This is a genomic window from Paenibacillus sp. Z3-2, assembly GCF_054161325.1.
Genome location: NZ_CP096397.1, coordinates 3155579 through 3180943, shown reverse-complemented (window position 1 = coordinate 3180943; position 25365 = coordinate 3155579). Strand labels below are relative to the sequence as shown.

Below are 25365 nucleotides of genomic sequence, written 5' to 3'. Positions count from 1 at the left end.
ATATTTCGCGATGATAGCCCTTTCCAGAGGGAAATCTGGATAATGGTGTTACAAACCGGTGATAGGCAATCCGGTATTGACCGGTTTCATGTTCAAGAAAAATACAGTGATGACCTGTGCCCAGCATACGCTTCTCGACATTTTTACTCAGGATCGCATATTGATAGGTGATTGGACCGTTATAGCTGCTCTGACGTACCGTAATTTACATGATAATCCTCACTGCCCGTATCATCACAGGACCACGTAAAGTGATATCGTCCACCATGCTTTAGAACGGTTACGGCCTCGCGGAAGTCATGCAAGCCTGTCAGATTGCTCATCGTTTCCTCTACTACACTTGTCATATTTTCTTCAAGCTCAACAATTGCTGCATGTCCGTTTCCAAATAACAGGTATGTTCTCCCATCATCTTCGACATAGATGGAAGGATCAATAGCCTGTCCCATGGTGATGTCCAGATGTTTCAACTGCTCCATCGTGATTAATGGTTGCGGTTCGGCAAGGAATGGACCGACCGGTGTATTCGCTACAGCAACGCCGATTGCGCTCTCGCCATTCAGCATTTTGCCGCAGAAATAAAAATAGAACTGTTCGTTTCGGCTGGCAATCGCCGGTGCCCAGGCATTACCACTTGCCCATACCACATCGTCTGTTCCCAGATCGAGTATGACGCTTTCGTTTGCCAATGCTTCAGATCCACAGAAGAAAATACGTTGAACTGTGTTCCGGACCACCCCTCGAATCCATCTGTTGTCGGATACATGTAGTAACGATCTCCAAACTTTGCGACATCAGGATCGGCATATTGCCCAGGAAGTACCTGATGACTGTCTCCAAAAGCCGCCAACAAGCGGTTGCACTCCTCGGCCGTGATTGGCAGGACGCTACCATGCCGCTTTTGGGTCGTTCCCATATCAAACTCCCCATCGGGTACAATACGGAATTCACCGCTGTTCAGATCTGTAGTCACCAGAGGAAGGTAACCTTTACCCTCTGCAAAACGATCGACAATCAGACACCATTCCTCGCGATCATTGAATTTAAATATTTGAGGTCCCTCAACACCCGCCACAGCCTCGAGCGCTGGAGCGTGAAGTGGGGCGAACACATCTTTGTCGAGGGAAGCTCCCTTTTCGACCCGGATGTTTTTGGTCGTTTCATCCTTGGAGTATCGATAGTAACTGCTGTCAGATGAGAGAATCGGTGTGTCGATAATATGGTTATCCCGCTCAATATACTTTTGAGATGTGGAAAACGTACGAAAATCTTTTGTACGAGCGCTATATATTTTTTGCTTTCGTTCAGGTTCCTGAGGCTCCTGAGTCGCAGAAGCCCAGAATACGAGAAATTCGTCTGCTGCTTCGTCATACACTGCTTCGGGTGCCCAGACACAACCTGCACCCTCAACACCGAGTGTAACATTCCAAGGAGAAGACCAGTTTACAAGATCACTGGACTCCCACAAAATCACATCACGGCTCCCCGCTTCAACGGCATGAGTCCATCCTTTGCCGCTTGCAATGCGGAGATCCGTAGCGATCAGATAAAATTTATCTTCCTTGACCGAACGTATCAGAAATGGGTCCCTTACCCCCCTTTCCCCAAGGTTCGAAATCAGTACTGGCTCTCCGTCATTGAGGTCCTTCCAGTGAAGGCCATCCTCACTATAGGAGAAGTAAACTTGCTCACCGTCCGGCTGTTCGCCAATAAAATGTACAAAGAGATACCCATCATATGTTGTATTTGTTTTGAACAATTTTAAGAGCCTCCTGAGAATGAAATTGACTTTGTAACCATGATATCAATATGAAAGCGTTCTACTTATGTTGTATCATACTTCAAAAACGGCGGAATGAGTATATTTTTGTACAAACAATGAAGCTGTGGCACTAAGTAGTACTGTGGCTCAAGATCTGAGTATATAATAAAAAGGTCGCTTATCCTGGATAGGATAGCGACCTTTTCGATGTTCATTTTCATTCGAAGCTTAGTTCTTCAAAAATTCGATTAACGCTGCATTAAATGCTTCGGGGTGTGTGGCATTAAAGCCATGTGGTCCGCCTTCTACGACCACAAGTTGGCTGCCAGGGATGGATTCATGTGTACGTTGCCCACTGACTTCAAGCGGCACAATGGCGTCAGAATCGCCATGAATAACCAACGTTGGAATATTGAACTTCTCCAGATCCTGACGGAAATCGGTAAGAGCAAAGGCAGCAATGCAATCTAGGGTACCCTTAGGGGATGCCAGAGCAGCAATATCCCGGTTATATAGACGGAACGGCTCGCTTACCAGATCTGTACGATCTCCTGCGGCGAAAAAGTTATTCGTAAATCCATCCAGGAACGCTAGACGATCACCTTTAACCCCATTTTGGAATTCTTCAATCGTTGCATCATCCAATCCTCCCTGTGGATTATCTTCGGATATATAAAGGTATGGAGGCACAGCTCCGGCAAATACAGCTTTGGAGACTCTTTCCGTTCCATATGTTCCGATATAGCGGGCGACTTCACCGCCTCCCATGGAGAAACCGACAAGTGTAGCATCACGTAAATCGAGGTGTACAATCAATTTATGTAAATCTGAAGCAAATGTATCATAGTCGTAACCATCCCAAGGCTGGGAAGACTGACCAAAACCACGACGATCATACGTAATAACCCGGTATCCAGCTTCTATCAAAGCAGGTACCTGCTTCTCCCAGGATCGTCCACTCAAAGGCCAGCCATGAATAAGGATGATTGGTTGTCCCTCGCCATGATCTTCGTAATACAGTTGAATTGGTTGTGCATTCTCTTCGCCTACGTTTACTTTAGCCATGGAAAATCCCTCCGTTTAGTTATGTTTTGTTTACTAGTTACCCTTCAAATGCTACATATGCAATCTATTATTGTCAATCATATCCATGAAATAAATAGAAAGCTGCCATCTGAATGAAAACATCAATTATAATAATTAAAACACAATCTACAATGTATAAACAAAAAGGGAAAGGGACTCCATATGGAGTCCCTTTTTGTCAATGATTAACATGCATCCTAATCATTTATTCCCCGCTCCATCTGTTAAAAAGGAACTACATTACTTCTCCGATGGGAGCGGTGTAAAGAGCAGATTGACTGGCAGATTGCTACCTGGCGCGGCAGAGAAAAGAATCGTTACGCTCTCTCCAGTTGCCCCTGTGCGGTAAAGAACGCTTTGTTCACTTGAATTGGTAACCGCAACGTTGCCTTCGGCAATCGATACCAACTGATTGTTCACCAGAGCTACTCCGGAGTACTTCCCACGAGGGTTAAATGAGATAAGCGTACGCGGAGCGACATTGTTCAACGTGATTTTGTACAATACACCGAAATTACCCGCATTGGATGCGTCTATGTAAGCCATAGGATCCGTTCCAACCAGATTGGGATCGCTGGCATTATCACCAAGCGGCAGACGGGCTGGTTTCGTTCCCACGTGCTGATCATACGTTATGTTACGTGTTGCATTTGGATACGTACCACGGTTGTGCACTCCGTCACGATCAAGCACAGGTAGCAATGGTAAAGCCTCGAACGGATCTTTATTTTCTTCCACCAGGATAACGTTATAGTCAAGGGAATAATCACTATAAGCATCCGAATAGAGCGAGATGACTTGCCCTTCTTTCATCGGAGTTTTATTAAGTTCGGTCAAAATCAGTTTACTTTCTCCGGGTTGAAGATACTCTTTCTTTTGATCCGCTCCCGTCTGAATCGACTTGAACCATTTATCAATAGACAATTTCCCAGCTACGGTAGCATACGGTGTAGGTCCGGCAAATCCCATATTCTGTTGTTCGAATACTGCCGGATTGGGGTTATTATTCGTTGCAATTACATACATTTTTACTCTTTTGCCTGTATTGTTCACGTGGTGAATCATGAAACGGGTCTGCCCCGAAGATGATTCTTTATATACGATACCTTCCGTATTTACCGTTTCCGGACTGTTGCTGCGGATCAACAGACTTGGCTCATCCATGTACGTATACGGTACTTTTTCCATCGTAGTCACTTCGCCACCGTTAAAGGAGAATTTCTGTCCTACCGGCGTGAAGAGTAAATTGAAGTCGGTAAATGAATATAAGGTCTCATTGGTTATGGTGATGACTTTGGAGTACGTATTCGTAGCACCGTGATTGTCAGTAACCGTAAGAGTCACCGTTTTTGGACCCGGTTCAAAGAACGCAAGTGAATTGTTCTCCCACACCGCTTTAACAATATTATTTTCGTCATCTGTACTTTGGTCTGTGTATGTTATTTTTTCGCCCATTTTATACTGTTCTTTATCTGTGGCGAACATGGCTACAGGAGGAAGGTTAGGACTCATAACCTCAATCGTAGTTGAATAAGGATCGCTCCATTGACCATTGGAATCCTGGACCTGATATGAAATCGTATATGTACCTGCTTGATCAAAGGAATCCTGACGACCTGTCCAGCGTTCGTCAACGATATCCATTCCATTAGGTGAACTGGAAGAAGTCACGTAGTCCACTCGATCACCCGCAAAGATTTCCTTTTGGGAAATGGTGAAGCTTGCAACAGGTTTTGTATTAAGATTCAGCACAACCGTCTTAGCTGGCTGATTCACTTTATAGGTGATGTTCAGAGCTTGAGTAATGGAAGTTAACGGTACCATGAACGTACTTTTTTGCTGATATGCAGGGCCTTTCATCGTTCTGGTCTCTCCGTTTACCGTATAGTCCTTGCTGTTAGTCTTGAATCGGAGTTCATCCTCACCACTAATAATGATGGTTTCCTTGGTTTTGTTATCGTATTTAACTCCGTATCCCACACGGTCAACTAACGCACGGATTGCAACATAGGATACACCATTTTTTACAGCCATTGGCTGACCGGCAAGATATGTGTTCCCATCCTGCTCCATTTTGTTGCTATTCATGTACAACGTCAGATTTCCGCCTGATCCTACTGGAGACTTCCCATCAATGGACGGTTGCTCTACTTGAGCAGGCGTAGCTGGTGTTTCAACCTCCTCAGAGGCTCCCTCTTGGACCACAGGTTTTGTACTCGTTTCGTCTGCAGTGGTCTCTTTCCCATCCATCGCAGGTTTCTCGATATCTGTTTTAGGTGTTGCCTCAGTGCTCTCCTTTTTCACTTCACGTTCTGCAATCGGCTGCTCTTCTTTTAGCACCTCAACCGATTCTACGTTAGCCGTGTTTACAGACGCTGTGTCACTTTGCGGTGCTGACTGCGCACTCACGGAACCGACTGCAAATGCTTGAAAAACAGCTAAAGCGGTAAAAATGGATAATTTCTTCTTCATATTCATGCTTTGTCTTTGGCTCCTTCTTCTCTCTAGTCATTTTTATCCCCTCAAAAAGTCATATAAATAGACGCTAGATTCAGGAAAAAGTTTCTAGTTGAATTGTAAATTATGAATGTGTAGCAATTTTAGAGATGAATGCGATGAATGGCGAGCAGGTGCGACTCTGAATCATGTTGGTGTTCTCCACTTGTAATAATCCGAACGGAGTCCGCAGCACCTAATTGTTAATTCAAGGAGTACTGCGGGAAAACTTGTCCATTTCTAGCCATGAAAAGTCCCCTTAGCTAGCCAAGATTAATTCCATTCAGTAGATGTCATTTTTCTCTTGTCTATTTAAAGGGACTAATACTGCTCTCTACGAATATCCAAGAATTAACTTTTATTTTGACTGAGGTACATAACATAATTATTACGAAGAAAAATAAAGCGATACAAAATATGAGAATGGGTAACGGATGATGACTATGCATAACAATCATAGGAGACATAAGCCCCGCCATAATGCTACCCGATACACCCGTGACAATGGTCTGATAATCCACAAGCGCCCCAAAAATCATACCAATCAACATAGCTATGACAGTAACCACAATCGTTATCCAAGCCAATGCACTCACTGTGCTGACCGTCATGGAAATGTTCATCCCCAGATGATAGCCAATCAGGTTTTTCAACTTTTTCAAATACATATATCCGGCAATAACACCCACACATAACATCCAATTAATGACTATAAACAGAACGCTGTTCATTGTTTTCCCCTCCTGACTCTGAATAAGTGCTGACTCAGTTCATATGATGTGTATATCACACATGTGGAGGTGAACAACTGTTGCTGAATTCGGGTCCGACCAAGTTTAGCTCACCTGTGAGTCCTTTGCCATCTCATGAATTGAAAATGCTTCAGGAATTCATTCATCATCAAAATGTCCAAATTATCGGAGAAATCAATCCTTCTCGTCGAAAGGAAATTATGCTCTCGAATTTTTTAAAGCGCACAAAAACTAAACCGTGAAAGTCAGGATTCTGTGCCGCGAGCAGTGGAAAGAAATACTGGCCAAAACAGATGTCGTTGGCAGGGATTTTGTTATGTTGACTACATTATTCACGAAATATTGGGTCCCGTTTCGTGCAATTGGTACCGCAGAACAACCCTATGATCAAGTGAATATTCCTCATCAGCAGCATCAGCAAGTGGTCTATGATGAAGAACTGAAACAGAAAATATTACTTAAATTCGGCAAAACCGCAAGTCAGAAAGATTTCCTCAAACAACAATTCTTCGAGCAGACATTGGCTTGCTATATGAGATCTCTTTTGAAGAATAAGGTGACTGTCGAAACCCATACGTCACGAATTCGCAGCAAGTTGCTATATGTTAATACTCAGGAGATACGGTTGAATGAAAACGACAGCCTCTCCTCAGTACCGTGGAGCGATATTTTGTGGATTGAGAAACAACGATTCATGTAACAGAAGGGAAGACACCTCACACCATCTGAAGTGCCCCCCTTAGAATAGACATTGGAATAAACCCTTGGTTTATCCGATGAAATTCTAGGGGGTGCATTTTTTATGCCAGCAGTTAAAGGTCAAAAGTTTAAACAGTATTCTTTCGAGATAAAGATGGAGGCAATACATCTTCACTTGGTGGAAGGCTGGACTTACCGCAGAATCATGGAGAAGTTTGGGATGACAGACAGACATCTACTCAAAGCCTGGATGAAAAACAAAGAATCCGGTGAGTTTGGACTCATCGATCATCGCGGAAGACGCGAGACATACGTTGACCAAGACAGACAGATGAAGCGGTTGATACGTGAAAATGAAATGTTTAAAAAGTGCTTGGAAATCTGGATGCAGGAGATGAAAAACAAAGATATATGAGTGTCGAGAAAGCCGCAAAAGAGTATCCAGTGAGCGCACTTTGTCAGGTTTTTGGAGTCTCTAGAAGTGGCTACTATGCTTACCTCAAACGCAAAAGTCAAGATCGGGATCAAACAGACAAGGCACTTGTACAGAAAGTTTACGACCAATATAACGGAGTGTATGGCTACCGCCAGATTCAGTTGTTTTTGCTACAGGACCACGGGGTCTGGATGAATCATAAGAAAGTACTACGGCTGATGCAGACGCTTGGAATCCGCTCACGAATTCGGCGGAAGCATCGCTGTAATTACGCTTCTTCAACTGAAGGACGTGTTGCTAAAAACCTGCTGAAGCGTGACTTTAAAGCAGATAGAGCGAACCAAAAATGGGTCAAGGACGTCACTCAATTCCGTATGGGTGAGTCCTGGATCTATCTCTCTGCCGTGAAAGACCTATTTAATAATGAGATTCTAGCCTATCACATGAGTCAGAGAAACGACAATCAGCTGGTGCTGCAGACCTTTGAGAATGTCTTTAACAAGACAAAAGACGTGACGGGACTGATCGTTCACAGCGATCAGGGATTCCAGTACACGTCCTATGCTTACCACGACATGCTGCCAAAGGTTGGCGCCCGAAAACAGCATGTCACACCGAGGAAAATGTTATGACAATGCCTTCATCGATACGTAATTTGCTCACCGGGTGCAATGGTCTGATCCGGGTTGAATCCTATAGTAGCTCCATCTGAGCTAAGAACATCATATTCCAGCATTTGTGCATGAAGCGATATTCGCTCGAGGGTCTGTGTATAAAATTAAAATCGGCGGCACGGCTTCTGTATTACGCAAATAGAAATCGACTACTCGATCCATTCCCTTCTCAGCTGCGTTCTTCCCAATAAAAATTACACGGTTATGTGCCACGTAAATTCGTCTTGACGTTTCCAGATTGCTGTACGATAAAGCCTTGTTATAGGTTTTTGCCTTGACGTAAAATACGGCTGGGAAGAACCACCCACTCCTCCTCCGGTTCCACTTGTAATGGCGGAGGGAACAATGACTAGATAAGATACGATCCATTGGCCGTCATCCGCTGTGTCCACTCCGGTGGCAGTAGTTACCCACAACTCGTTAAGTTCGACCCTGTTCCAGCACCCTGTGCAAAAGCAACATGACCCCGATCACCCTTCAAGCAAACTGCCTGCAACAGCGTCCGGTCGCTTCGTATTCAATATTGTGGGGAATCTCAACCATACACCGTCTTGAATGTACTCCTCAATATATCCACTCTCGAGAATACTATCGGTTTTGATCGATCCAATCGTTTGGATATTTCCTGCACGACATCCGGATCAGCTATGCCCTTAATATATGCCACTGGTACTTTCGTCTGGGTGTATTCTCCTATACTTCTGGAGTCAATGCTGAGATCAGTTAATTTGATCCTTCGCCGAAGGAGTGCGATATTGGTCGAAATATCCTCAGTGAAACCCTCTTTTGGACCTCTAATTACCGTCTGTGACGTTGGCTCCTCAACCACCCTCTTCGCCCCACCGCTAATGGAGGCAGCATAAGCTTTTGAACCACCTTCAATAATTAGTGCAATCTGACCATTAAGAATCGCATCAATTAGCTCTTTTTCGTTCTTAAGACAGATCAAACTCCCTATAGGTGTATAATTCATCAACCAAGTTTCGGGATTCTGATCGGAGATGGATACATGTCGAAAGGCTTCCGTGAGATCCTCCAGAAGGCATGTTAGAATTTGCTGATCAATTAGGCCTCCAATATAACTTATAGCCAGTGTTGTATCTTCCTGTTTGGTTTTCCAACTGCGGAGAACGAAATCCGTACTATGGCCCATTCTCGATTTCAGAATATTCAAGTTATTTTGAGCGTATGACTCAGGACTTTAGATTCCGTTGGATTTTGGCTGTTAGCTTGTTTAGAATTGCCACCATCCTTATCGGACTGTGATGGCTGCTTAAACAGCCAATTTGTCAGTTTGTGAGCCAGAACACATTCCCTTCTGATTAGCGGTTAATTGGTAATATGCTTCCATTTGTTTGTGTTTACGCTGTATTGCGCTTAGTATATTCGCATCTACAATTACTGAAGTCTTGAAAAGGAACAGCTTGAACCACAGCATAGTCAGCTTTATTCGTTGCACGAATGCATAAAGATCAATCCGACAAGATATGAGCGCAAATATGATAAACATCCTCACAGATGAATAAAAATAGTGGCTTGGTCACTATGTTGTTTCATAGTAACCAAGCCACTTGGTGAGTTTTTTTAAAAGGGATCACCTATGACTAATGCCAGTATATCAATGACCTCCTCTAACCAAACAGTAGTTCAATTTCGTTAGCCGGCAGGGGTTTACTAAATAAATAACCTTGCCCCACATTGCAACGAAGGTTCACAAGCGAAATTAATTGTTGTTCATTCTCGATCCCTTCGGCAACAATTTCAATCTTCATATGGTGCCCCATATCGACGATGGTCTGGATAATCGCCTCATCCTTTGAATTCTCCGTTATATCCCTAACAAAAGACTTATCAATTTTTAAATAATCGATTGGCAAATATTTCAAATAACTCAGCGACGAATACCCTGTCCCAAAATCATCGATTGAAATCTGAACACCCAGTTTCTTCAGTTCATAAAGTAACATCGTGGTTTCATGAATATTTTGCATAACTGTTTCGGTAATTTCGATTTCAAGGCACCGGGGATCAAGACCGGTTTCTTGTAGGATCCGCTCCACGTTGCCAATTAAGTTTCGATCACTGAACTGGCGAGGTGAGATATTTACTGCAATACTTAGTTTCTCCATACCGGCGTCATGCCACCTTTTCATTTGGAGACAAGCTTCTTCCAATACCCATATACCGATCGGAACAATTAAACCGGTTTCTTCTGCCGTCGGAATAAAATCCAGGGGAGGGATAATCCCCTTGTTGGGATGCTGCCAGCGAATCAGGGCTTCTACCCCGATTACACCGCCTTTAATTAAATCCACTTTCGGTTGATAATATAGAACAAACTCCTTATTTAAAATCGCTTTTCTTAAGGTTTTTTCTATATCCAAGGTATTTGAGTTATCCTGCTCCAAAATTCTATTATAGAATTGGTAGTTTTTCCCTCCACTCTTTTTAACATTATACATTGCAATATCCGCAACCCTAACCAAATCCTCAGAACCGGTTCCATCTAGTGGGTACATGCTGATTCCAATACTCGGTGAAGTGTAATATTCACTATCTTTCAATGTGAACGGAGCAGAAAATTCATCCAATATCATTTGTGCGATATCTCCAGCGCCTTCCTGATTAGTTGTATTAATTATTAGACAAAATTCATCACCGCCAAGTCGGTATAGCTTACCTTTTAATTCCTGTATTCCGTTCACTCTTTCTGCAACCATAGTCAGAAATAAATCTCCAACACTGTGTCCCATGGAATCATTAATCAGTTTGAATCTATCCAGATCCATGTACATAACTGCCAACAGATGTTGATGGATTTTTGCGTTTTCAATTTCTATATTTAATTGCTCATAGAACCTCGCCCGATTGGGTAACCCGGTTAAACTGTCATAATAAGCCATGGTTTTGATATTATTCTCATTTTGCTTACGTTTTGTAATGTCTTGTGCAACGATTAGAAATCCACTGCTGCAATTATACTTGATTTGGGTTAGTGTAGATTCCACATCGATCATTTTCCCATCTAGTCTCCGAACGGCAAATTCGAACGGCTTAACCACAATGTTCCCTGCACTCGCTTCTCGATGTCTTTGCTTAATAATGTCGGTATACTCTTCGTGAACCAGACTTGCTGCACTTCGGCCCAATATTTCCTCGGGCGATGACGCTCCTAACATTTCCATGCCTGCCTTATTGACGAGAACAAGCTTACCCTCCACCTCAATAGTGATCCCAACTGGTAAAATCTCAACGAGTTGTCGATATCTTGTCTCGCTTGTCTCAAGTTCTTCATTTTTGAGATGGAGGGCCAATAACAAATTACGGTTAGACATGATAATCAATATTTGACTGATGGCGATGAGCAGCATAACCACTAGTAGCCCGATCAGTAACCATTCTTCGTTGTGTTGTGTATTCACCAGTATAACGACCATCAGCACGATTACACTTGCATAGGGGAGCAGGTCATTGGCCTTTTCCTTAAACACATTTGGTTTGATTTCAGTCCAGAAATCACGTACATGTTGCCGGACATAGAGGCCGGCGGCTCCATTAAGCAATATCGGAACCATCCATAACGGATCAATGAAACTGTTCGGCTGATAAGTATTATTGGATTGATAATAGTAATGAAGCACATCCGCAATTACTTGTATGAAAATCCCTAAACTTATTATCAGGATCATCTTTCGGTGGACACTACGCTGGGAATGAAAGTATAAACTGACTGCTGCAAATAAAAAACCTAAATCAAAAATAGGATAGGACAAAGTAATAATAAGTGCCGGAATAGCTTCGTTTTTTTGCAGCATAGGCTCAATAAGGAAGTGGAAACTTAGAATGCCAAACGTAACCATAAAAATAATAATATTAAAGAGAGAGCGAACACCCATAATTCCCCTCAACATGGTTAACTGATAAATTAATGCAGTCAAATATAGCGCATATTGCATCAACCAAAACAGGTCTGATTCGGCAGGATACGAAGCGGAGCCATGCCAGTTCCATTGATCATAAAGCCAGATACATTGCGCGATAATAAAACATAATGTACCGCAGCAATACAGCAGCCAGAAAACTCTCTGCTTTCCCTGGAAAAGGATAGTATTCCTCAGAAAGATTAGAAGACAGAACGTAGCCGCGATAATAGGGAACAGGTTCAACCCCCGGCGATTGAGCAACTGATTTTCCTGGAAAAGATACATCCATCCATAGAATAAAATCATATAAAGTATCGGCGTTACGAGCATCAATTTACGCATGACTACACCTCCTCACCATCTTTCGTATTTAAAAACTCCATCAGTAAAGAAGTTCCCATCGTGTTCGTATGAAGCGCTACATGATCGGAAGAAGCATGAATCAAGGCAAACCCCTTACCCATGGAGCGTTTGCTGCTATATCCGGATATGAGAATAGTTTTGGGTAGTTCGTGCAGAGGAATACCTGATCCGTTGTCGGTAATGAGTACTTGTAGAATATCATTCCGACGATATAATGAAATCTTCCCTCGCTCAGCATGTTTGATCAGATTGGTCACCCCTTCCGAAACAGCCAGCTTGATGTGCATCAATCTTTTCGCATCCGAATGATCAGCGTAGTGCTCCGCAACAAAAGTCCTGCTTAAAGCAACATCTGCTTTTGAATTCACTTCTAAAGTAGCAATAAATGTCCCCAGTTGCTCTTTGATCTCTTCTTGAATCAGACAAAGGTCAACCTTACGATTGGAAAGCGTCTCTATAACATCTTTATATGAACTCATTATATTACGATGCATTTCCTCGCGGTAAATGATGGCAGGTGTAATATCTGTCATAACAATTGTGACTTGCTCATTTTCAGGATAGAAGTGTGCTTCGTAGGATTTTCCGCCGCTTCTAAGAGTCTCAAAGAAGGCATCTCCCTTCTGAAGAGAACGGATGGCTAGATCACTTATGCTATCAAGCATGTCCGTTGGAGGTATATCACCGAGAAAACCCTCATTGAAACTATATTTAAGGAGGCTTGTCCCACCAATGAATGCTCCGTTGTCACAGGTACTCGCTTCGGGCTCAGACGCATACTTCTCAGGCTCTCTCTGATACACCAACATACTACGGATGGATTCGATATCTGATACATCCAGATAACTAACTAGAAGCGGATCAAGCACTTTTCCTGATAACAGTTGAAGACTTTGGATAACGTATTCGTCATTACTATATTCAAGCATTAGATGATCCAACTGATTACATAAGCTTATGATTCTAGATTCAAGAGGGATCTTTTTACCTTTTAAACCGTATGGAAACCCTTTTCCGTCATACCTTTCGTGATGGTATCTAATCCAATCCGCGATTTGTTTATTGCCCATAATATTAAAAATAATTTCGGCACCTTCGTCAGTATGAGATTGGTATTCTTTCTCCTCTGTCAGAGACAAAGCTCCGCGTTTCGTAAGAATATGGGAGGAGATCTTGGTCTTACCGATATCATGAAGAATGGCCGTCATAATTAACTCATTTCTTTTCCTCCCGGAATAGGCGACCCGATCCAAGACATGTTCCATAATCTCACCTGTTCTTGAACCATGGCCGTGAAAGGGGCGCGACTGCCTGAACTCACAAAGACGAATGAACTCTTCAGAAGCCCGTTTACGAAGCTGGAATTGTTGAAGAAAACTCCTTGAAAAAAAGATGATAAAAAATAGGAATATAGCCGTGTGGAATGTCTCAAAAACCAAATGATCTGCGAGTTCCTCCATAAAATGCGGAACGACGGCCGTACACAGTAAGACAGGAATAATTACTTCTTTAATCTTAAACTGAATTTGTTCAAAAAACTTTGCCCCTGTCACAGTAGCATAGATTCCGGAGATCAAGAGGATATTGACTGTTTCAAAAACCATCGCCCCGAAAGCCGAAATAATATATATCGATATATCTCCCAGTACTACAATAAGTAGATGGGTTATGAAAATACAAATGGTATACATCCCTATCGTTGAGAACAGACGATAGAAAGCCAGCTTGTGTATTTTCCAATGTGAGGATTTGAGGAAATACATTATCGTACTAAGATACATACCGAATATGGCGGTCTCCGGACCATAGGCTATAAGCAGAATTAGAAAGCCCATAATTCCACCGCTATATTCATCCCCGCTTAACAATTTGACAGGAAATAAATCTAATAATATGATTAATATCAATATGGAGATGGAACCAGTAAACTGAATGTCGTTGCTGTTAAAAATTAAGTAAATTAGGGCCGATACTCCTGTTATAAAAAGCGCCACTGTGTATAGGTTAATGGTTTTCATAAGCAGCAATTCTCCGTTTGGATATACCGAGGATAAACAAAATCAAACCAAATCCAACCAGGACATCTCCGGGACTCAGTACATAATTAGTGCCTACAGGGGTGATAAAGGGAATCCAGTCCCCAAGCCAGTACAGATGACTGTCTTCCATACCTTGATGACGGGATGAATGACTGTAGTCATTCAAATGTTCTAGACGCGCTGCCTTCAAAGCGATTAAAGATACTGGCATCTTTCCCCCGTTAACAGTCAATACGATGAAATTCAGCAAACACCCGCTCAGGATCAACTTGATGCCCGGCTTCGCCCTGTTAAGCCAGAGACATACCAGCATCATGAAAAAAGTTACCTCTAGTAAGTACGGGATCTTATTCCCTGTATATTTAGTATAGTAAGCAAGAAGAATCTGGAGACCCAGACTGCTGAACATGAGCACTGAAGCTTTGAAATGGAGATGAAGCAGGGAATAAACCAAATCCCTTTTTAAGAAGAATGCTATGATGATACCTGCTAATACAAAATAAATCATTCTTCTCACACCCTGATTTTTTTTGGATAGAGAGACCGGAGTGATTCCGGTCCCTGCATTATTTATTCATTAGTTCCAAGGTCTTTGAACCACTGTTGCCAGTGCAAGTGCAGCAAGTACAGCACTACTGTACACGATGCGAAGGATACGATTCTTCATAACAAGTCCCTCCCCCCCAAGCCGTTTTGCACTAAATTTAGCGCATATATGTTATTTTCCAGCGTAAACCGGAAAATCAGCTTTACCACTAATTACGCAAACGTTTCTTTACCAAGAATTTCATCAATCTGCAAAAGTTCGAATACTTCTACAACTTCCGGTCTGATCTTTTCAATCCGTACGGTTACCCCGGACTCTTGCAGGTCATTGACTAACTTGATAATCAACCCTATTCCTGAAGAATCTACAAAATAGACCTCTGTAAAGTCGAAACAGATAACTGTACATCCTCTTAATGCGGGCTGAATATCATCCTCAAACAGGTCGCTGGCATCAATATCGATATCACCCTTGCAGATAACGATGGCATTAGTATTTTGAATCGCTAATTCATATGTGAACATAGAAACCACTCCTAACTAAGTATTAGCTCCCCATCCTCATTAAGACGGGCGTGGATTTGTTGAGTATCTTTGGTAAAAGTGTGAACTTGTTTGCCAATCTGTACAGTAGTTCCGGTGTAAGCCTTTCGGATCTGAATATCAGAGCCTTCAGGTGTATGCAATTTGGTAGTTACATTCCCCTCTGTGCCCACTTCATTAATACTTAAGCCCTTATTGGCGAAGTATACTCCTCCTCTGAGGAACCCGTAGACCTCCATATGACCCTGACAATACACCATACTGTTATAACAACCTTTGCTTATGCTAATATCGCCTCCAGAGTAGATATTGCTATTATGTGCGTAATTGAACTTTGCGAATATACTATTTTCTACTGGAGGCTCAACCATGGAATGAAGGTATTCAGTCACTTGTTGGAAGTCTTCCAGATCTCCAATTCCCCGGAAATGACTGTTCAGCGTATTTAAAAATCCGCTATGGATTTGTTTCGCATAGAGATGCCAGTCCTCATCCAGGTAGGATTTATTCATGTTGATTTTTTCATCGATTTGATGGAGTATTTCATTAAAACTTTTGAACTTCCCTCGTAATAACACATTTAGTAAGGGACGCAAGCCGGAAGCATTAAAGTCATTCATTTTGAAGGCAGCTGCTTGACTGATTTGTTCAATAGCTGATTTCAATGAGCGCATCTTTACCGATATTTCCTTTAGCATAGGCTCCATTTCTGCATGGAGCATGCTTCCTTTTCCGACCGTAATTTTGCTCGATATAATATTGGCATGTACTATTAAAGATTGGGAAGCATTTAAATTTGCCATATTTGCATTGCCGTGTACAAGAATGCTGCCGCTTGCTTCGATTTTCATGTTGTCTTGCACAGACCCCGTAATCTCTACATCGCCTTGAAAATGTATATTACCCGTCTCCATGTTTACGTCCCCACCATGTAACAGTTTGGGGATAATCGCTACCCGAACACGAAGTCCGTATTGATGAATCTGCGGCATCCCCGCCTTAATGGCTACTGCTTGTGTGCCATTTTCCGTCCAGAGCGTCCCTTTTCCTTCCAATGGAACAATTGCAGAAACGGGTAGAGGCGGAACATCTTCCCCTTTCACATTTACGCCAGGTGTTCCCGATATGGGAGGTTTGATTTGTCCGAGGATCTGCCCCTCATTTACAGTTGGAAACTCTTTGATCTCCCGGTAATCGACTGTACCGTCTTTTCGTGTTTTTGGTTGTACATTTCTGGCTAACGTATCAAATGCCATTTCAAAGCTGCCGTTAATACCCTGTGTCGGGAGGAGCCCTGAGGCAATTTGAAAAGACCCTGGCTCTGTTGTGTTGCAAGCCTTCAAGATATTATCGTATATAATCCCATAAGTGATCATTTGCTCTCTCAAGAAAGAGGTTATCACTTCTGGCACAATGGAACTGGGCTGTCTGATCTCTTCGAACTCGATTAACAAATGGGTACTGGGGGCTGAATCAAGCAAACGGCGATATAGTCGATATCCAGGAGTCACGCTAACTGTTACCTTCATCAGGTCTTCATCCACTGTAATCTTCCAGACGGGTTCAATTCTATCCTCATCCAACGTAATACTGATTTCATCAAGCTCGGTCACCGTTACGGTTTGATCAATCAAAGTTCCATTTTTCCTGATTAGGGCACCAGTTACCGGACTGATAAGAGGATAGTTATCAGGCGAGGCCTGAGCCATAATTCGCCCTTCTTCTACCCATACCTTACCTTCTACAGACCGCGGAGAGGCATTTAAATTTACATAATTCTCCGCCTCCATCTTCGTTTCATTCCAATCCGTATTAATATCCGAAATGAGCTCTCCTGGTATTTGTTTTAAGGGTTGAATAACTGAAACTTTAACGGATGCCGGTTTAGATCTAATTCCAAATAGCCCTTTAGACCCATTTTCGATGATTTCAATATTCGCGTTTTCCTTTGTGACACCGAGCAGTTCCAATCCGAGATTGACAGCTTCGGTTACCGTCTTCCCTCTGGATATCACAGTCCTTTTCATTATATACCCCTCACTCATCTATCGGCTTAATCCGCATTGCCCCGTGAGAAAAAAAGGACTAATCCCAAAAAGAAAAGTCGCTATACCCCCTTTTGGCAACCCGGCCGCCTTATATGATTACACTTAGGCCCGTGGCTTTGCGTCCCCACCTTTCAGTGAGTTTGCCTTTATTACCCAATTTAATTAGTACTTTATCCCTATTATTTTCTCCTAGATTATATCCATTCAATCGACAAAATACAACATTTTTCTACCAAATTATTTTAGATTTATAGAGATAATACAAACATCATCCGTTTTGTGCTGAACCCATTCTTCAATTCGGTCCACAAAAGAATCATTATCGAGGTGAATCAAACTCTTGGCATAACGTTCTAGTTGGGAAATCCCATCTTTGATTGAGTGACCGGGAACTTCAACCAAGCCATCGGTATATAGTAATATTCTAGTTTCCCCTTGTATTTTCCATGTCTGTATACGACTATCAATCTCTGTTTTGATTCCAATAGGTATAGTCGTTCCTTTGAGTTGAATCGTCTCCCTGTTTTCAAGCAAGACTAAACCTGGAGGGTGCCCTGCATTGAAGTAATATATTTCCCCTACATTGAGATCAATAAGTATATATATTGCTGTAAAATAAACAGTGAGTTTACTGTTGGTAAATAAACGTATCATTTGCCGATTTAGCTCATCACAGACTAAAGCAGGGTCCACTCGTCTGTTTACCATCTCATCCATCATGGATCTAACGGACATACTGATCAATGCAGATGATAAGCCGTGGCCTGAAACATCAATTAAAAGAACTCCGTATCGATGCTCATCGATACGAGTCCAATAGAACATATCTCCAGATACTTCTTCCGATTGAATGTACTTCCCATGAATTTGAATGTTATGTTCCATAATAGAGGGGCTTAGCACGCTATTTTGCAAATGTTTGGCCAACTGTAGTTCTTTTTGCATCCGATTGTCCCTTGTTTTACGGATATCCATCTCTTTTTTTAATCGGAGTGCTGACTTAACCCTGGCCAATAGTTCATATTCCGGTCCCCCTTTCTCTATGAAATCCATGCCTCCTGCATTAAAAGCCTCTTTAAAGTGTTTTCTGTCTCCTGTTAAGAAAATAATTGGTAAATCAGAATAAACAGCATGCTCCTTTATCTTTTTACAAGCCGTAATCCCATCCATTATTGGCATGACTATATCCAGCAAAATTAAATCTACCGCTGCCGGCTTACGGGGGGAATTCCCGTCAGCTATGCCTAATAAATCAAATACTTGATCTGCAGAACTGGCAGTTTGTATATTGCAATATCCCGCCTTAGTTAACACGTCCCTTATAAAGGATAAATTTAGATTGGAGTCGTCCACAATTATTATGCTCATCATACGTCTCCTTCAAGTAAGTTAAGAATATCTTCGACAAATTTCGTCATATTTTGTATAGCAAATAAAATATTTCAATGATTTTCCTACAAACTTTGCATAAGCTTACACGCTTTAGTGCAATGTAATGATGCAAAGAATATAAAAATCGATCACAACATGGAGGAATCGTTTTGGCTAAGAGTAGGCAGCAACAAGAAGCACATGGAATCGGAAGATTGAACAGCAGCTGAATAATCAGATGGAGGCTGCCGCAGAAATTCAAGGACAATCGTCACAACTCGACCAAAAAATAACAATATCTACTCACCGTCCTATTGATCAAACAAATGAAACTCGGAATAAGGAGAACTCCTATGAACAAACAAAGAGCGATCGAAATATCTGAATCGACCATTATGAAAAAGGTAACTTATCAGGATACCCCTATCTTTATCCAGCATGTCAATGAGGATGAAACGGCCCGAATTTATCCTGTCGGAGACTCGGAGCAGGAAATGACAGTTCCTTTATCCAGTATAACTGAGCACCCTTAGGTTGAAGATGGCTTTCATTAGGTGTCCTGTTTTGAAGTTTGAAATACAAACAAATAAAACGCCGTATCTCATTTCGAGATACGGCGCTTCATTTTTAGTGAGGAAGGTTACCAGGAATTTGCGGTTGAAGCATTGCAGGAGCGTAACTATTTTGCATTTGCTGCATGTCTTGCTGAGCAAGCTGCGGTACTTGGTAGAAACCATTTTTATTTTGATAAATCGAGATCTCATAAGCCATCTCAATACAGTTTGGCAAGGAATCCGCAAGTACGCGGCGTACAACTGGATTCGTTGATTCTAATGCAGCTGTTGTTTTCATTAACGCCCCCGACTTTACTGCATTTAACATATTAAGGGAGATGGTTTGGTCAGAAATCTCACCTGCAGTTTGCATTGGCTTTTTGGGTTGACTTGGTTTCATGCCAAAAGTAAAATCATTACCCTGATTCATTTTATAACTCTGGGTCGGCATGGCAGGATCTTGTCCGGTCTTAAAACATTCCAATGTTATGTTGTATTCATTAGCCATAAATTGTTTCTGACGTTGTAAGATGTCTCGAAGCTCGGGATCCTTTACGTGTTCACTCAGCATAGTATACGAATTCATTGTATTGATGGATCCTGCGAGTACTTCATGGACATCAAACATTTCATGCCCGCCATGGTTCAGTTGAGGTGGAACAGTACCTGTTTCAATGTTTTGATGGTTTTGCAGTTGCATTTTGTATTTCCTCCTATTCGTTGTTTCCTGCAAATGGTGGCTATCTCTATCCGCAGTCTGTGGTTATTATGAATTTCATGGACCCAATATATTCAGAATAATTTTAATTTTTTTTTGAATACGTCTCTTTTACAGTACCTTTTATAGGCGCCATGCATAGGCTAACACATAACTTTAGGAGGGATTCAAATGTATACTTATGAACCAAATCGGCAAAACCAGCATCTCGCTTGGCATGAAACGATGGAGCTTCACGAATTGACAGCCTTTCAGAGCAATCAGTTAACACATTTTAAAATGGTAGTGAACGATGTAAAGAACCAAGATCTTCATGCACTTTATATGGAAGCCATTAAAAGCATTGAACAAAATTTAAAGGAGATCCTCCAATATTATCCATTAGCGCCAGAAGGAACCAGAAATAGTGGTAATGAAATGGATATGACTGCTTTTTACGCTGGACAGTTGCTGAGTTTTGCCAAAACATCGGTTCGCAACTATGCCATTGCGATTACCGAAACTGCAACTCCACAACTACGTGAAACATTACAGAAACAACTGAATGCTGCTATCCAACTACATGGTAAAGTATTTTACTTTATGCTAGAGCGGGGGCTTTACCCCTCTTATGATCTTCCTAAACTCCTCGCCAACGACGTTGCTATGGCGAATAAAGCGATATCTCTGTAATTCAAAAACAACAGGTCTTCGAGTCATCGAAGGCCTGTTGTTTTTCTCTGACAAGAAGCTTGTATGACATCCTATTCTAAAAGTTAGGATCAGTCTGGGCATGCGTTGGTTGATGTAAGGTTTTTTTAACAAGAAGAAAATAAGTAACAATTGCAATGATACTGGTCATTAATAAAGTGAGTCCTAATGGGACGGCAGTATCCTCACCTGCGATACCAACTAGAGGAGCAACCAGTGCACCCAGAAGAAATGGAACGACTCCAAGGAGTGCCGCTGCACTTCCGGCCATCTTAGCTTGACTCTCCATGGCAAGCGGGAATGCCGCTGTTGACGTAATACCGATCGAGCAAACAAAGAAGAACAATGGAATGACCAAAGCAAAAAGTGGACCATGAGCCAGAGTTACGACCAATGCAGCAACACTTGCTATTAAAGCAAGCCATAGTCCAGATAATAGAAGGGTCTGCTCAGGTATGCGTTTGGCCAAACGACCTACGATTTGAGAACCAATGATCAAACTAATTCCGTTTGAAGCAAATAATATGGCAAATACAGTTGGTGTGACTCCATATATATTTTGATAAATAAAAGGTGTTCCTGCTACATAAGCAAAGACCCCTGCCGTCATAATTCCCTGTGCCAGCATGTAGCCAACAAACTTGCGGTCACGCAGAAGCATTCTGTAATTACCTAACTGCTGTTTGAAGTCAGGAACCATGCGTCTTTCAATTGGATGAGTTTCTTTTAATCCCCATCTTGTCATGATTAATAAGAAAATCCCCAGAAATGAAAGGGAGACAAACACGCCAATCCATGTCGTGAATGAAAGAATTCCACTTCCCGCGATAGGTGCTGCCAAAGGTCCCAAATTCCCCACGAGCAAGAGCAGCGAGAAGAATTTAGTAAGTTCATGTCCACTGTATAGATCTCTAGCTATCGCACGAGAAATGACAATCCCAGCTGATGCTGCAAATCCTTGAGTGAACCGAAACAAAATCAATAGTCCGATATTCGGAGCAAAGGCACATGCCAAGGAACAAATAATATAGGCTGCCATGCAGATCAACAAGGGTTTACGTCTACCATAAGCATCACTCAAAGGACCCATAACGAGTTGACCTACACCGAGTCCTAACAAACAAGCAGTAAGACTAAATTGTACAAGTGATGCAGTTGTATTCAGATTTTTTGCAATCTCAGGAAAAGCCGGTAAATACATATCAATCGTAAATGGACCTAATGTCGAAAATAAACCCAGCAGTATGGCCAATCCAAAGACATTCCAATTCGTGCTCTTCGTCATGTTAAATAAATCTCCAATTCCTTTTATATAATGTCATACCGTAAAATCTTGCTGTATGGAATCAGCACATTCCTTCTCCCTTCTCACCTGTTATGAACATTTACGTAATGGTTCTCATTCTACCTCTATTCTAAGTATAAGAGGTAGAGTTAACTGTAAGTCAAGTCAAAATAAATAACCCCCGTTCCAGATACCGGCTAGCGTATCTGGAACGGGGGTTTGGTTATATGGCTTTATTTAGTAGAACAGTGTGCTTATTGTGCTGCAGTAACTGTAATGTTATCTACATTTGGTCCTTCTGTGCCGGTTGTGACCACTTTAACCGTATTGGTTCCTGTGTTCATGGGAACCTGAATGGTCTTTTCACTCCATGTTGACCAGCTTCCTGTTGCCGGGAAGGGCTCGTTACTGATCACTTTGGTTCCGTTGACAAATATATCGAGGTTACGTGTTCCGCTTTCCAGGGCGTAACGAAACTTTACGTTTTTGGTACCTGTTGTAGCGTTGTTGATGGCATTCCATTGAATGGCCGAACCGGTCATAGCGTTAAAGTTCACGTATCCGGAGCCTGTGTATCCTGGATAGATTGTTTCAATGCCAGCATCGGTAAATGTGGTACCATTCTCTGCCTCATATGTGGTTGCACTTCCTGGATTTCCACCACTGCTACCGGTTACATTGGCTACAAACGTGGTTACGCTTTGAGCCGGGAGCTGTGGCGTAAATGCTCCACCTGACACGTTAATCGGTGTTCCACTTGCCAGGTTTCGACTACTATCCGTGACCCAGGAAGATACGGTAGAAGCGTTGCCGTTCTGCAGAACGAATCTTTGGCTTGTAGCCGATGTGCCGCGATTAATCGCCACAATGACCACTTTGTTATCCCCTTTGTAGGCCGAAACAAACGTGTTGGTATCGGGATTTTTGGTTGCATCCACTCTGAGATAGCCTGGACGTACAAATTTGGAGAAATGAGCCATGTTATATCCACGTTTACTAATGGTACCATCTTCTCTCATTGGACCGTACTGTCTGCGAATGTACCACCATACATATGCCTGGAAATCACCTTCAACCATAGCGTTGTGCATGTGATAGGACACATCCAGCGCCTCTGGCCAGCGATCCGCTGAGTTGTTATCACTGTTCGGGTAATACACTTCGGTCATCCACAGTTCTTTGCCGGCCCCTTTTTGCTTAAAGAGCGGGTATGCAAAATCTTTGAACTGGGTTCCATACGTATGTGCTCCCAGAATGTCCATGTTGGCGAGTGCCTGAGGATCATTCAGGATCGGGTCAGATATGTTTTTTAAATATTGGAACGATTCAGGTGCCATAACCTTTGTATTCTGAATGGAGCCAGCATTCTCTTTCATGAAGCGAAGGATCTCCTGTGGTGTCCACCAGGTCCAGTCATGGGCATAATCGGGTTCATTTTGTACAGAGATGGCATACAGGTCTACACCATTGTTCTTCATGTAAGTGACAAAATCGTTCAGATGCTGCGCGTACGCGGCATACTTATCGTGTTTCAGGCGTTTGGCATTCGTCTGTCCGTTATGATTAAACGTTTCGACCATGTCGCTGGGAGGATTCCAGGGTGAAGCGAATACAAGTGCACCTTGCTCAATCGCTCTTTTCGCGGTAGCGACCTCTCTGTACCAGTTGTTTCTATTCTCATCGACATAGATTCTCAGAATGGAAAAGCCCAGCTGATTCTGTCCGTTACCAAAGGCAGTTTCACGCTGAGCTGCCGTCAAGTCACCGATCCAGGCTGGGTGGTTAATGCCCCCAAAACCCTTGATGAGCTGTTTTTCGGAGGATAAATTAATGTTCGCGTCACTAGCAGCCGACACATGTGTCGGGGTTAACATCAGAGGTAGAGCCGTTAAACATGCCAGTAAAACATGGACTGATTTTTTTAGTGTCATTTTGAATTTCAATATCTTCATCCTCCTCAAATGGATCTCACAAATGAAAGCGTATTCAACATTCTCAACTACTTCAAAAGTGGATAGAAATTAACATATCACGTCCTCTCAAAGTGCATCAGATGATAAATAAAGTATTTATTTGTAAATGTTACTATATTATGTTGTGGAATAAAACCTGATATATTATAGGTTATTGTTGATATTTATCTTTTTTTAAGAGATAGGGTTAGACAAAAAAGACATGATCAAAAGAGCAACCTCATTGGAGATTGCTCTTCTCTCCTTACTTATGCTTGGGTACTAATGTTCAATCTATACCATGTCATGCTTACATTAGAATTTTGGACAGATGCACAAGTCTCGTGGACTGTATTCGTTCTTCCTCAGTGATATTCTCATAGAGAAGATCGCCTTTTCCTGCATCCATCATGAATTTACGCATGGCAGCAATACGACCTTTGCTGTGATCGATAAAACGGAAATCCAGTTGACGCAAATTTTGCATTTCGAGCAAACCCTCAAAAGCTTCCGCCTTGATCCCCTTTTGTATCTCTTTCAAGACCAGTACCTCTAATTGATTCGCAGTCCACAGATTGTTAATCTCCTGTAATGATTTCATGAAATCCAATTCTAGTTGACGGAGATTGTTCATACCTGAAAAGTCGCACAATCGCTCAATCTTAGGTAATGATAGATGTAGATAGACTAGGTTATGTAGCGCCCCTACTGCATCAATATCGGTCAGATTACGGATAGAGGATAATCTCAGCATGCTTATATTCGATTCAGCCAGGACCTCAAGCGAACCGCTCAATGTACACTGATCGATAGCCAAATATTCGATTAACGGCAGGTCCACAACAAAATCAAGTCGATCAATGGTGCAGTTTAAAACCAGGGTACGCAGTCGGATACAGTCCTCAATTGGTGAGAGATCAGAGAATTTCCCGCTAAGTGCGAGATAATCTAAATATTTAAAGTTACGTATGAAATCCAAATTTTGAATTTTGGGTGAGCGAATGTTGAGAAACTTCATCCTTTGCATCGCACCCAGTCTATTCAGATCTTGTGGTTGCTTGAGATCCAACTGCACAGCGGTGACATGCTTTAGTGCAGCGAGAATCTCCAAAAAATCTTCGGTATAACGCCCTTTTACATCAGTGTTTGAGATGGATAGAATCAGATCCGGGCGTTTGGCAAACACATGTTCATCCAGTTGACGTAGATCATGCGCCTCGTCCAGCCCAACTACAAAACTTATCGTAGCGCGGTTTCGCAATTGAGTGACGGCGTTACTCATTTTGTCATCATTCCAGGGTGCACCACTCATTGAAGCAGTCCAAGGTTCGCTCATTAACCATCACCTTCTTTTCAAATTATCCCTAACTTGGGTAAGTGAAGTAAGTATTATGGTTATTATATAGAGAACACTCTGAGGGTTCAAAC

Annotated in this window: 20 protein-coding genes, 3 pseudogenes and 1 riboswitch; of the genes and pseudogenes, 5 read left to right on the top strand and 18 right to left on the bottom strand. The window is 42.2% G+C overall.

The features are described from left to right. Nucleotides 1-179: 179 nt before the first annotated feature. The 5 genes from M1D71_RS14275 to M1D71_RS14255 form a co-directional block, all read right to left on the bottom strand. Nucleotides 180-647 (bottom strand): family 43 glycosylhydrolase, encoded by a 468-nt coding sequence (locus M1D71_RS14275; protein WP_458127006.1) that lies wholly within the window; start codon nt 645-647, stop codon nt 180-182. Next, entirely contained in the window at nt 560-1759 is a 1200-nt protein-coding gene (locus tag M1D71_RS14270) for a glycoside hydrolase family 43 protein (RefSeq protein WP_458127005.1), read from the bottom strand. Before M1D71_RS14270 ends, M1D71_RS14275 begins: the two co-directional genes overlap by 88 nt. A gap of 231 nt (nt 1760-1990) precedes the next feature. Continuing rightward, on the bottom strand, nt 1991-2827 hold the full coding sequence (locus M1D71_RS14265) for an alpha/beta fold hydrolase (protein ID WP_458127004.1): 837 nt from the start codon (nt 2825-2827) through the stop codon (nt 1991-1993). A 261-nt stretch (nt 2828-3088) separates the two neighbouring features. Continuing rightward, on the bottom strand, nt 3089-5326 hold the full coding sequence (locus M1D71_RS14260; RefSeq protein ID WP_458127003.1) for a stalk domain-containing protein: 2238 nt from the start codon (nt 5324-5326) through the stop codon (nt 3089-3091). Nucleotides 5327-5652: 326 nt separating this feature from the next. Beyond that, a complete protein-coding gene (locus tag M1D71_RS14255; RefSeq protein WP_458127002.1) occupies nt 5653-6075 on the bottom strand; it encodes a hypothetical protein in 423 nt (140 codons plus the stop codon). Between the two features lie 337 nt (nt 6076-6412). Here M1D71_RS14255 and M1D71_RS14250 point away from each other — a divergent pair, with 337 nt between their 5' ends. From M1D71_RS14250 to M1D71_RS14240, 3 genes are all read left to right on the top strand, one after another. Beyond that, nucleotides 6413-6796: a hypothetical protein gene (locus M1D71_RS14250; protein WP_458127001.1), complete on the top strand. Its 384-nt coding sequence runs from the start codon at nt 6413-6415 to the stop codon at nt 6794-6796. A gap of 102 nt (nt 6797-6898) precedes the next feature. Further along, complete coding sequence (locus M1D71_RS14245) at nt 6899-7210, top strand: helix-turn-helix domain-containing protein (protein ID WP_458127000.1); 312 nt, start codon at nt 6899-6901, stop codon at nt 7208-7210. Next, nucleotides 7207-7863: an IS3 family transposase gene (locus M1D71_RS14240; protein WP_458126999.1), complete on the top strand. Its 657-nt coding sequence runs from the start codon at nt 7207-7209 to the stop codon at nt 7861-7863. The genes M1D71_RS14245 and M1D71_RS14240 overlap by 4 nt, the downstream gene beginning before the upstream one ends. 90 nt (nt 7864-7953) lie before the next feature. Here the strand turns inward: M1D71_RS14240 and M1D71_RS14235 are convergent. From M1D71_RS14235 to M1D71_RS14200, 8 genes and pseudogenes are all read right to left on the bottom strand, one after another. Next, a pseudogene (locus M1D71_RS14235) lies at nt 7954-8297 on the bottom strand (Ger(x)C family spore germination protein). A gap of 78 nt (nt 8298-8375) precedes the next feature. Then, nucleotides 8376-9058, bottom strand: a pseudogene (locus tag M1D71_RS14230) (spore germination protein). A gap of 478 nt (nt 9059-9536) precedes the next feature. Continuing rightward, on the bottom strand, nt 9537-12170 hold the full coding sequence (locus tag M1D71_RS14225) for a DUF4084 domain-containing protein (RefSeq protein WP_458126998.1): 2634 nt from the start codon (nt 12168-12170) through the stop codon (nt 9537-9539). A 2-nt stretch (nt 12171-12172) separates the two neighbouring features. After that, nucleotides 12173-14209 carry an HD domain-containing phosphohydrolase gene (locus M1D71_RS14220; RefSeq protein WP_458126997.1) on the bottom strand — a complete coding sequence of 679 codons (2037 nt, stop codon included), beginning with the start codon at nt 14207-14209 and terminating at the stop codon, nt 12173-12175. Beyond that, a complete protein-coding gene (locus M1D71_RS14215; RefSeq protein ID WP_458127248.1) occupies nt 14196-14639 on the bottom strand; it encodes a DUF5317 domain-containing protein in 444 nt (147 codons plus the stop codon). The genes M1D71_RS14220 and M1D71_RS14215 overlap by 14 nt, the downstream gene beginning before the upstream one ends. Before the next feature lie 350 nt (nt 14640-14989). Beyond that, nucleotides 14990-15301, bottom strand: coding sequence for an STAS domain-containing protein (locus tag M1D71_RS14210; RefSeq protein WP_458126996.1), 312 nt, complete (start codon nt 15299-15301; stop codon nt 14990-14992). Between the two features lie 11 nt (nt 15302-15312). Next, entirely contained in the window at nt 15313-17364 is a 2052-nt protein-coding gene (locus M1D71_RS14205) for a flagellar assembly protein A (RefSeq protein WP_458126995.1), read from the bottom strand. Nucleotides 17365-17437: 73 nt separating this feature from the next. Next, nucleotides 17438-17522, bottom strand: a riboswitch (cyclic di-GMP riboswitch). A gap of 82 nt (nt 17523-17604) precedes the next feature. Continuing rightward, nucleotides 17605-18735: a SpoIIE family protein phosphatase gene (locus tag M1D71_RS14200; protein WP_458126994.1), complete on the bottom strand. Its 1131-nt coding sequence runs from the start codon at nt 18733-18735 to the stop codon at nt 17605-17607. 356 nt (nt 18736-19091) lie between these two features. Here M1D71_RS14200 and M1D71_RS14195 point away from each other — a divergent pair, with 356 nt between their 5' ends. Beyond that, complete coding sequence (locus M1D71_RS14195) at nt 19092-19271, top strand: H-type small acid-soluble spore protein (RefSeq protein WP_458126993.1); 180 nt, start codon at nt 19092-19094, stop codon at nt 19269-19271. Nucleotides 19272-19365: 94 nt separating this feature from the next. Here M1D71_RS14195 and M1D71_RS14190 read toward each other — a convergent pair whose 3' ends face one another. Next, nucleotides 19366-19992 carry a spore coat protein gene (locus M1D71_RS14190; RefSeq protein WP_458126992.1) on the bottom strand — a complete coding sequence of 209 codons (627 nt, stop codon included), beginning with the start codon at nt 19990-19992 and terminating at the stop codon, nt 19366-19368. A 189-nt stretch (nt 19993-20181) separates the two neighbouring features. On the opposite strand from M1D71_RS14190, the gene M1D71_RS14185 reads away from it, so the two are divergent. Continuing rightward, nucleotides 20182-20682, top strand: a complete 501-nt coding sequence (locus tag M1D71_RS14185) for a spore coat protein (protein ID WP_458126991.1) — start codon at nt 20182-20184, stop codon at nt 20680-20682. Nucleotides 20683-20758: 76 nt separating this feature from the next. Here the strand turns inward: M1D71_RS14185 and M1D71_RS14180 are convergent, their stop codons facing one another. The 4 genes and pseudogenes from M1D71_RS14180 to M1D71_RS14165 all read right to left on the bottom strand — a co-directional run bounded on the left by M1D71_RS14180 (nt 20759) and on the right by M1D71_RS14165 (nt 25273). Then, nucleotides 20759-21985: a multidrug effflux MFS transporter gene (locus M1D71_RS14180; protein ID WP_458126990.1), complete on the bottom strand. Its 1227-nt coding sequence runs from the start codon at nt 21983-21985 to the stop codon at nt 20759-20761. Between the two features lie 254 nt (nt 21986-22239). After that, the gene (locus M1D71_RS14175) at nt 22240-22572 is read right to left on the bottom strand and encodes a carbohydrate-binding protein (RefSeq protein ID WP_458127247.1); all 333 of its coding nucleotides are present in this window, start codon (nt 22570-22572) and stop codon (nt 22240-22242) included. Nucleotides 22573-22662: 90 nt separating this feature from the next. Further along, a pseudogene (locus tag M1D71_RS14170) lies at nt 22663-23916 on the bottom strand (carbohydrate-binding protein); the annotation flags it as partial. A 331-nt stretch (nt 23917-24247) separates the two neighbouring features. Next, a complete protein-coding gene (locus M1D71_RS14165) occupies nt 24248-25273 on the bottom strand; it encodes a hypothetical protein (protein ID WP_458126989.1) in 1026 nt (341 codons plus the stop codon). Nucleotides 25274-25365: the final 92 nt, after the last annotated feature.

Excerpts from the sequence above, each read along its gene's own strand:
- M1D71_RS14265 (WP_458127004.1), bottom strand. The coding sequence starts at position 2,827 with ATGGCTAAAGTAAACGTAGGCGAAGAGAATGCACAACCAATTCAACTG.
- M1D71_RS14260 (WP_458127003.1), bottom strand. The coding sequence starts at position 5,326 with ATGAATATGAAGAAGAAATTATCCATTTTTACCGCTTTAGCTGTTTTT.
- M1D71_RS14255 (WP_458127002.1), bottom strand. The coding sequence starts at position 6,075 with ATGAACAGCGTTCTGTTTATAGTCATTAATTGGATGTTATGTGTGGGT.
- M1D71_RS14250 (WP_458127001.1), top strand. The coding sequence starts at position 6,413 with ATGTTGACTACATTATTCACGAAATATTGGGTCCCGTTTCGTGCAATT.
- M1D71_RS14245 (WP_458127000.1), top strand. The coding sequence starts at position 6,899 with ATGCCAGCAGTTAAAGGTCAAAAGTTTAAACAGTATTCTTTCGAGATA.
- M1D71_RS14240 (WP_458126999.1), top strand. The coding sequence starts at position 7,207 with ATGAGTGTCGAGAAAGCCGCAAAAGAGTATCCAGTGAGCGCACTTTGT.
- M1D71_RS14225 (WP_458126998.1), bottom strand. The coding sequence starts at position 12,170 with ATGCGTAAATTGATGCTCGTAACGCCGATACTTTATATGATTTTATTC.
- M1D71_RS14220 (WP_458126997.1), bottom strand. The coding sequence starts at position 14,209 with ATGAAAACCATTAACCTATACACAGTGGCGCTTTTTATAACAGGAGTA.
- M1D71_RS14215 (WP_458127248.1), bottom strand. The coding sequence starts at position 14,639 with ATGTTCAGCAGTCTGGGTCTCCAGATTCTTCTTGCTTACTATACTAAA.
- M1D71_RS14210 (WP_458126996.1), bottom strand. The coding sequence starts at position 15,301 with ATGTTCACATATGAATTAGCGATTCAAAATACTAATGCCATCGTTATC.
- M1D71_RS14205 (WP_458126995.1), bottom strand. The coding sequence starts at position 17,364 with ATGAGTGAGGGGTATATAATGAAAAGGACTGTGATATCCAGAGGGAAG.
- M1D71_RS14200 (WP_458126994.1), bottom strand. The coding sequence starts at position 18,735 with ATGAGCATAATAATTGTGGACGACTCCAATCTAAATTTATCCTTTATA.
- M1D71_RS14195 (WP_458126993.1), top strand. The coding sequence starts at position 19,092 with ATGAACAAACAAAGAGCGATCGAAATATCTGAATCGACCATTATGAAA.
- M1D71_RS14190 (WP_458126992.1), bottom strand. The coding sequence starts at position 19,992 with ATGCAACTGCAAAACCATCAAAACATTGAAACAGGTACTGTTCCACCT.
- M1D71_RS14185 (WP_458126991.1), top strand. The coding sequence starts at position 20,182 with ATGTATACTTATGAACCAAATCGGCAAAACCAGCATCTCGCTTGGCAT.
- M1D71_RS14180 (WP_458126990.1), bottom strand. The coding sequence starts at position 21,985 with ATGACGAAGAGCACGAATTGGAATGTCTTTGGATTGGCCATACTGCTG.
- M1D71_RS14165 (WP_458126989.1), bottom strand. The coding sequence starts at position 25,273 with ATGAGCGAACCTTGGACTGCTTCAATGAGTGGTGCACCCTGGAATGAT.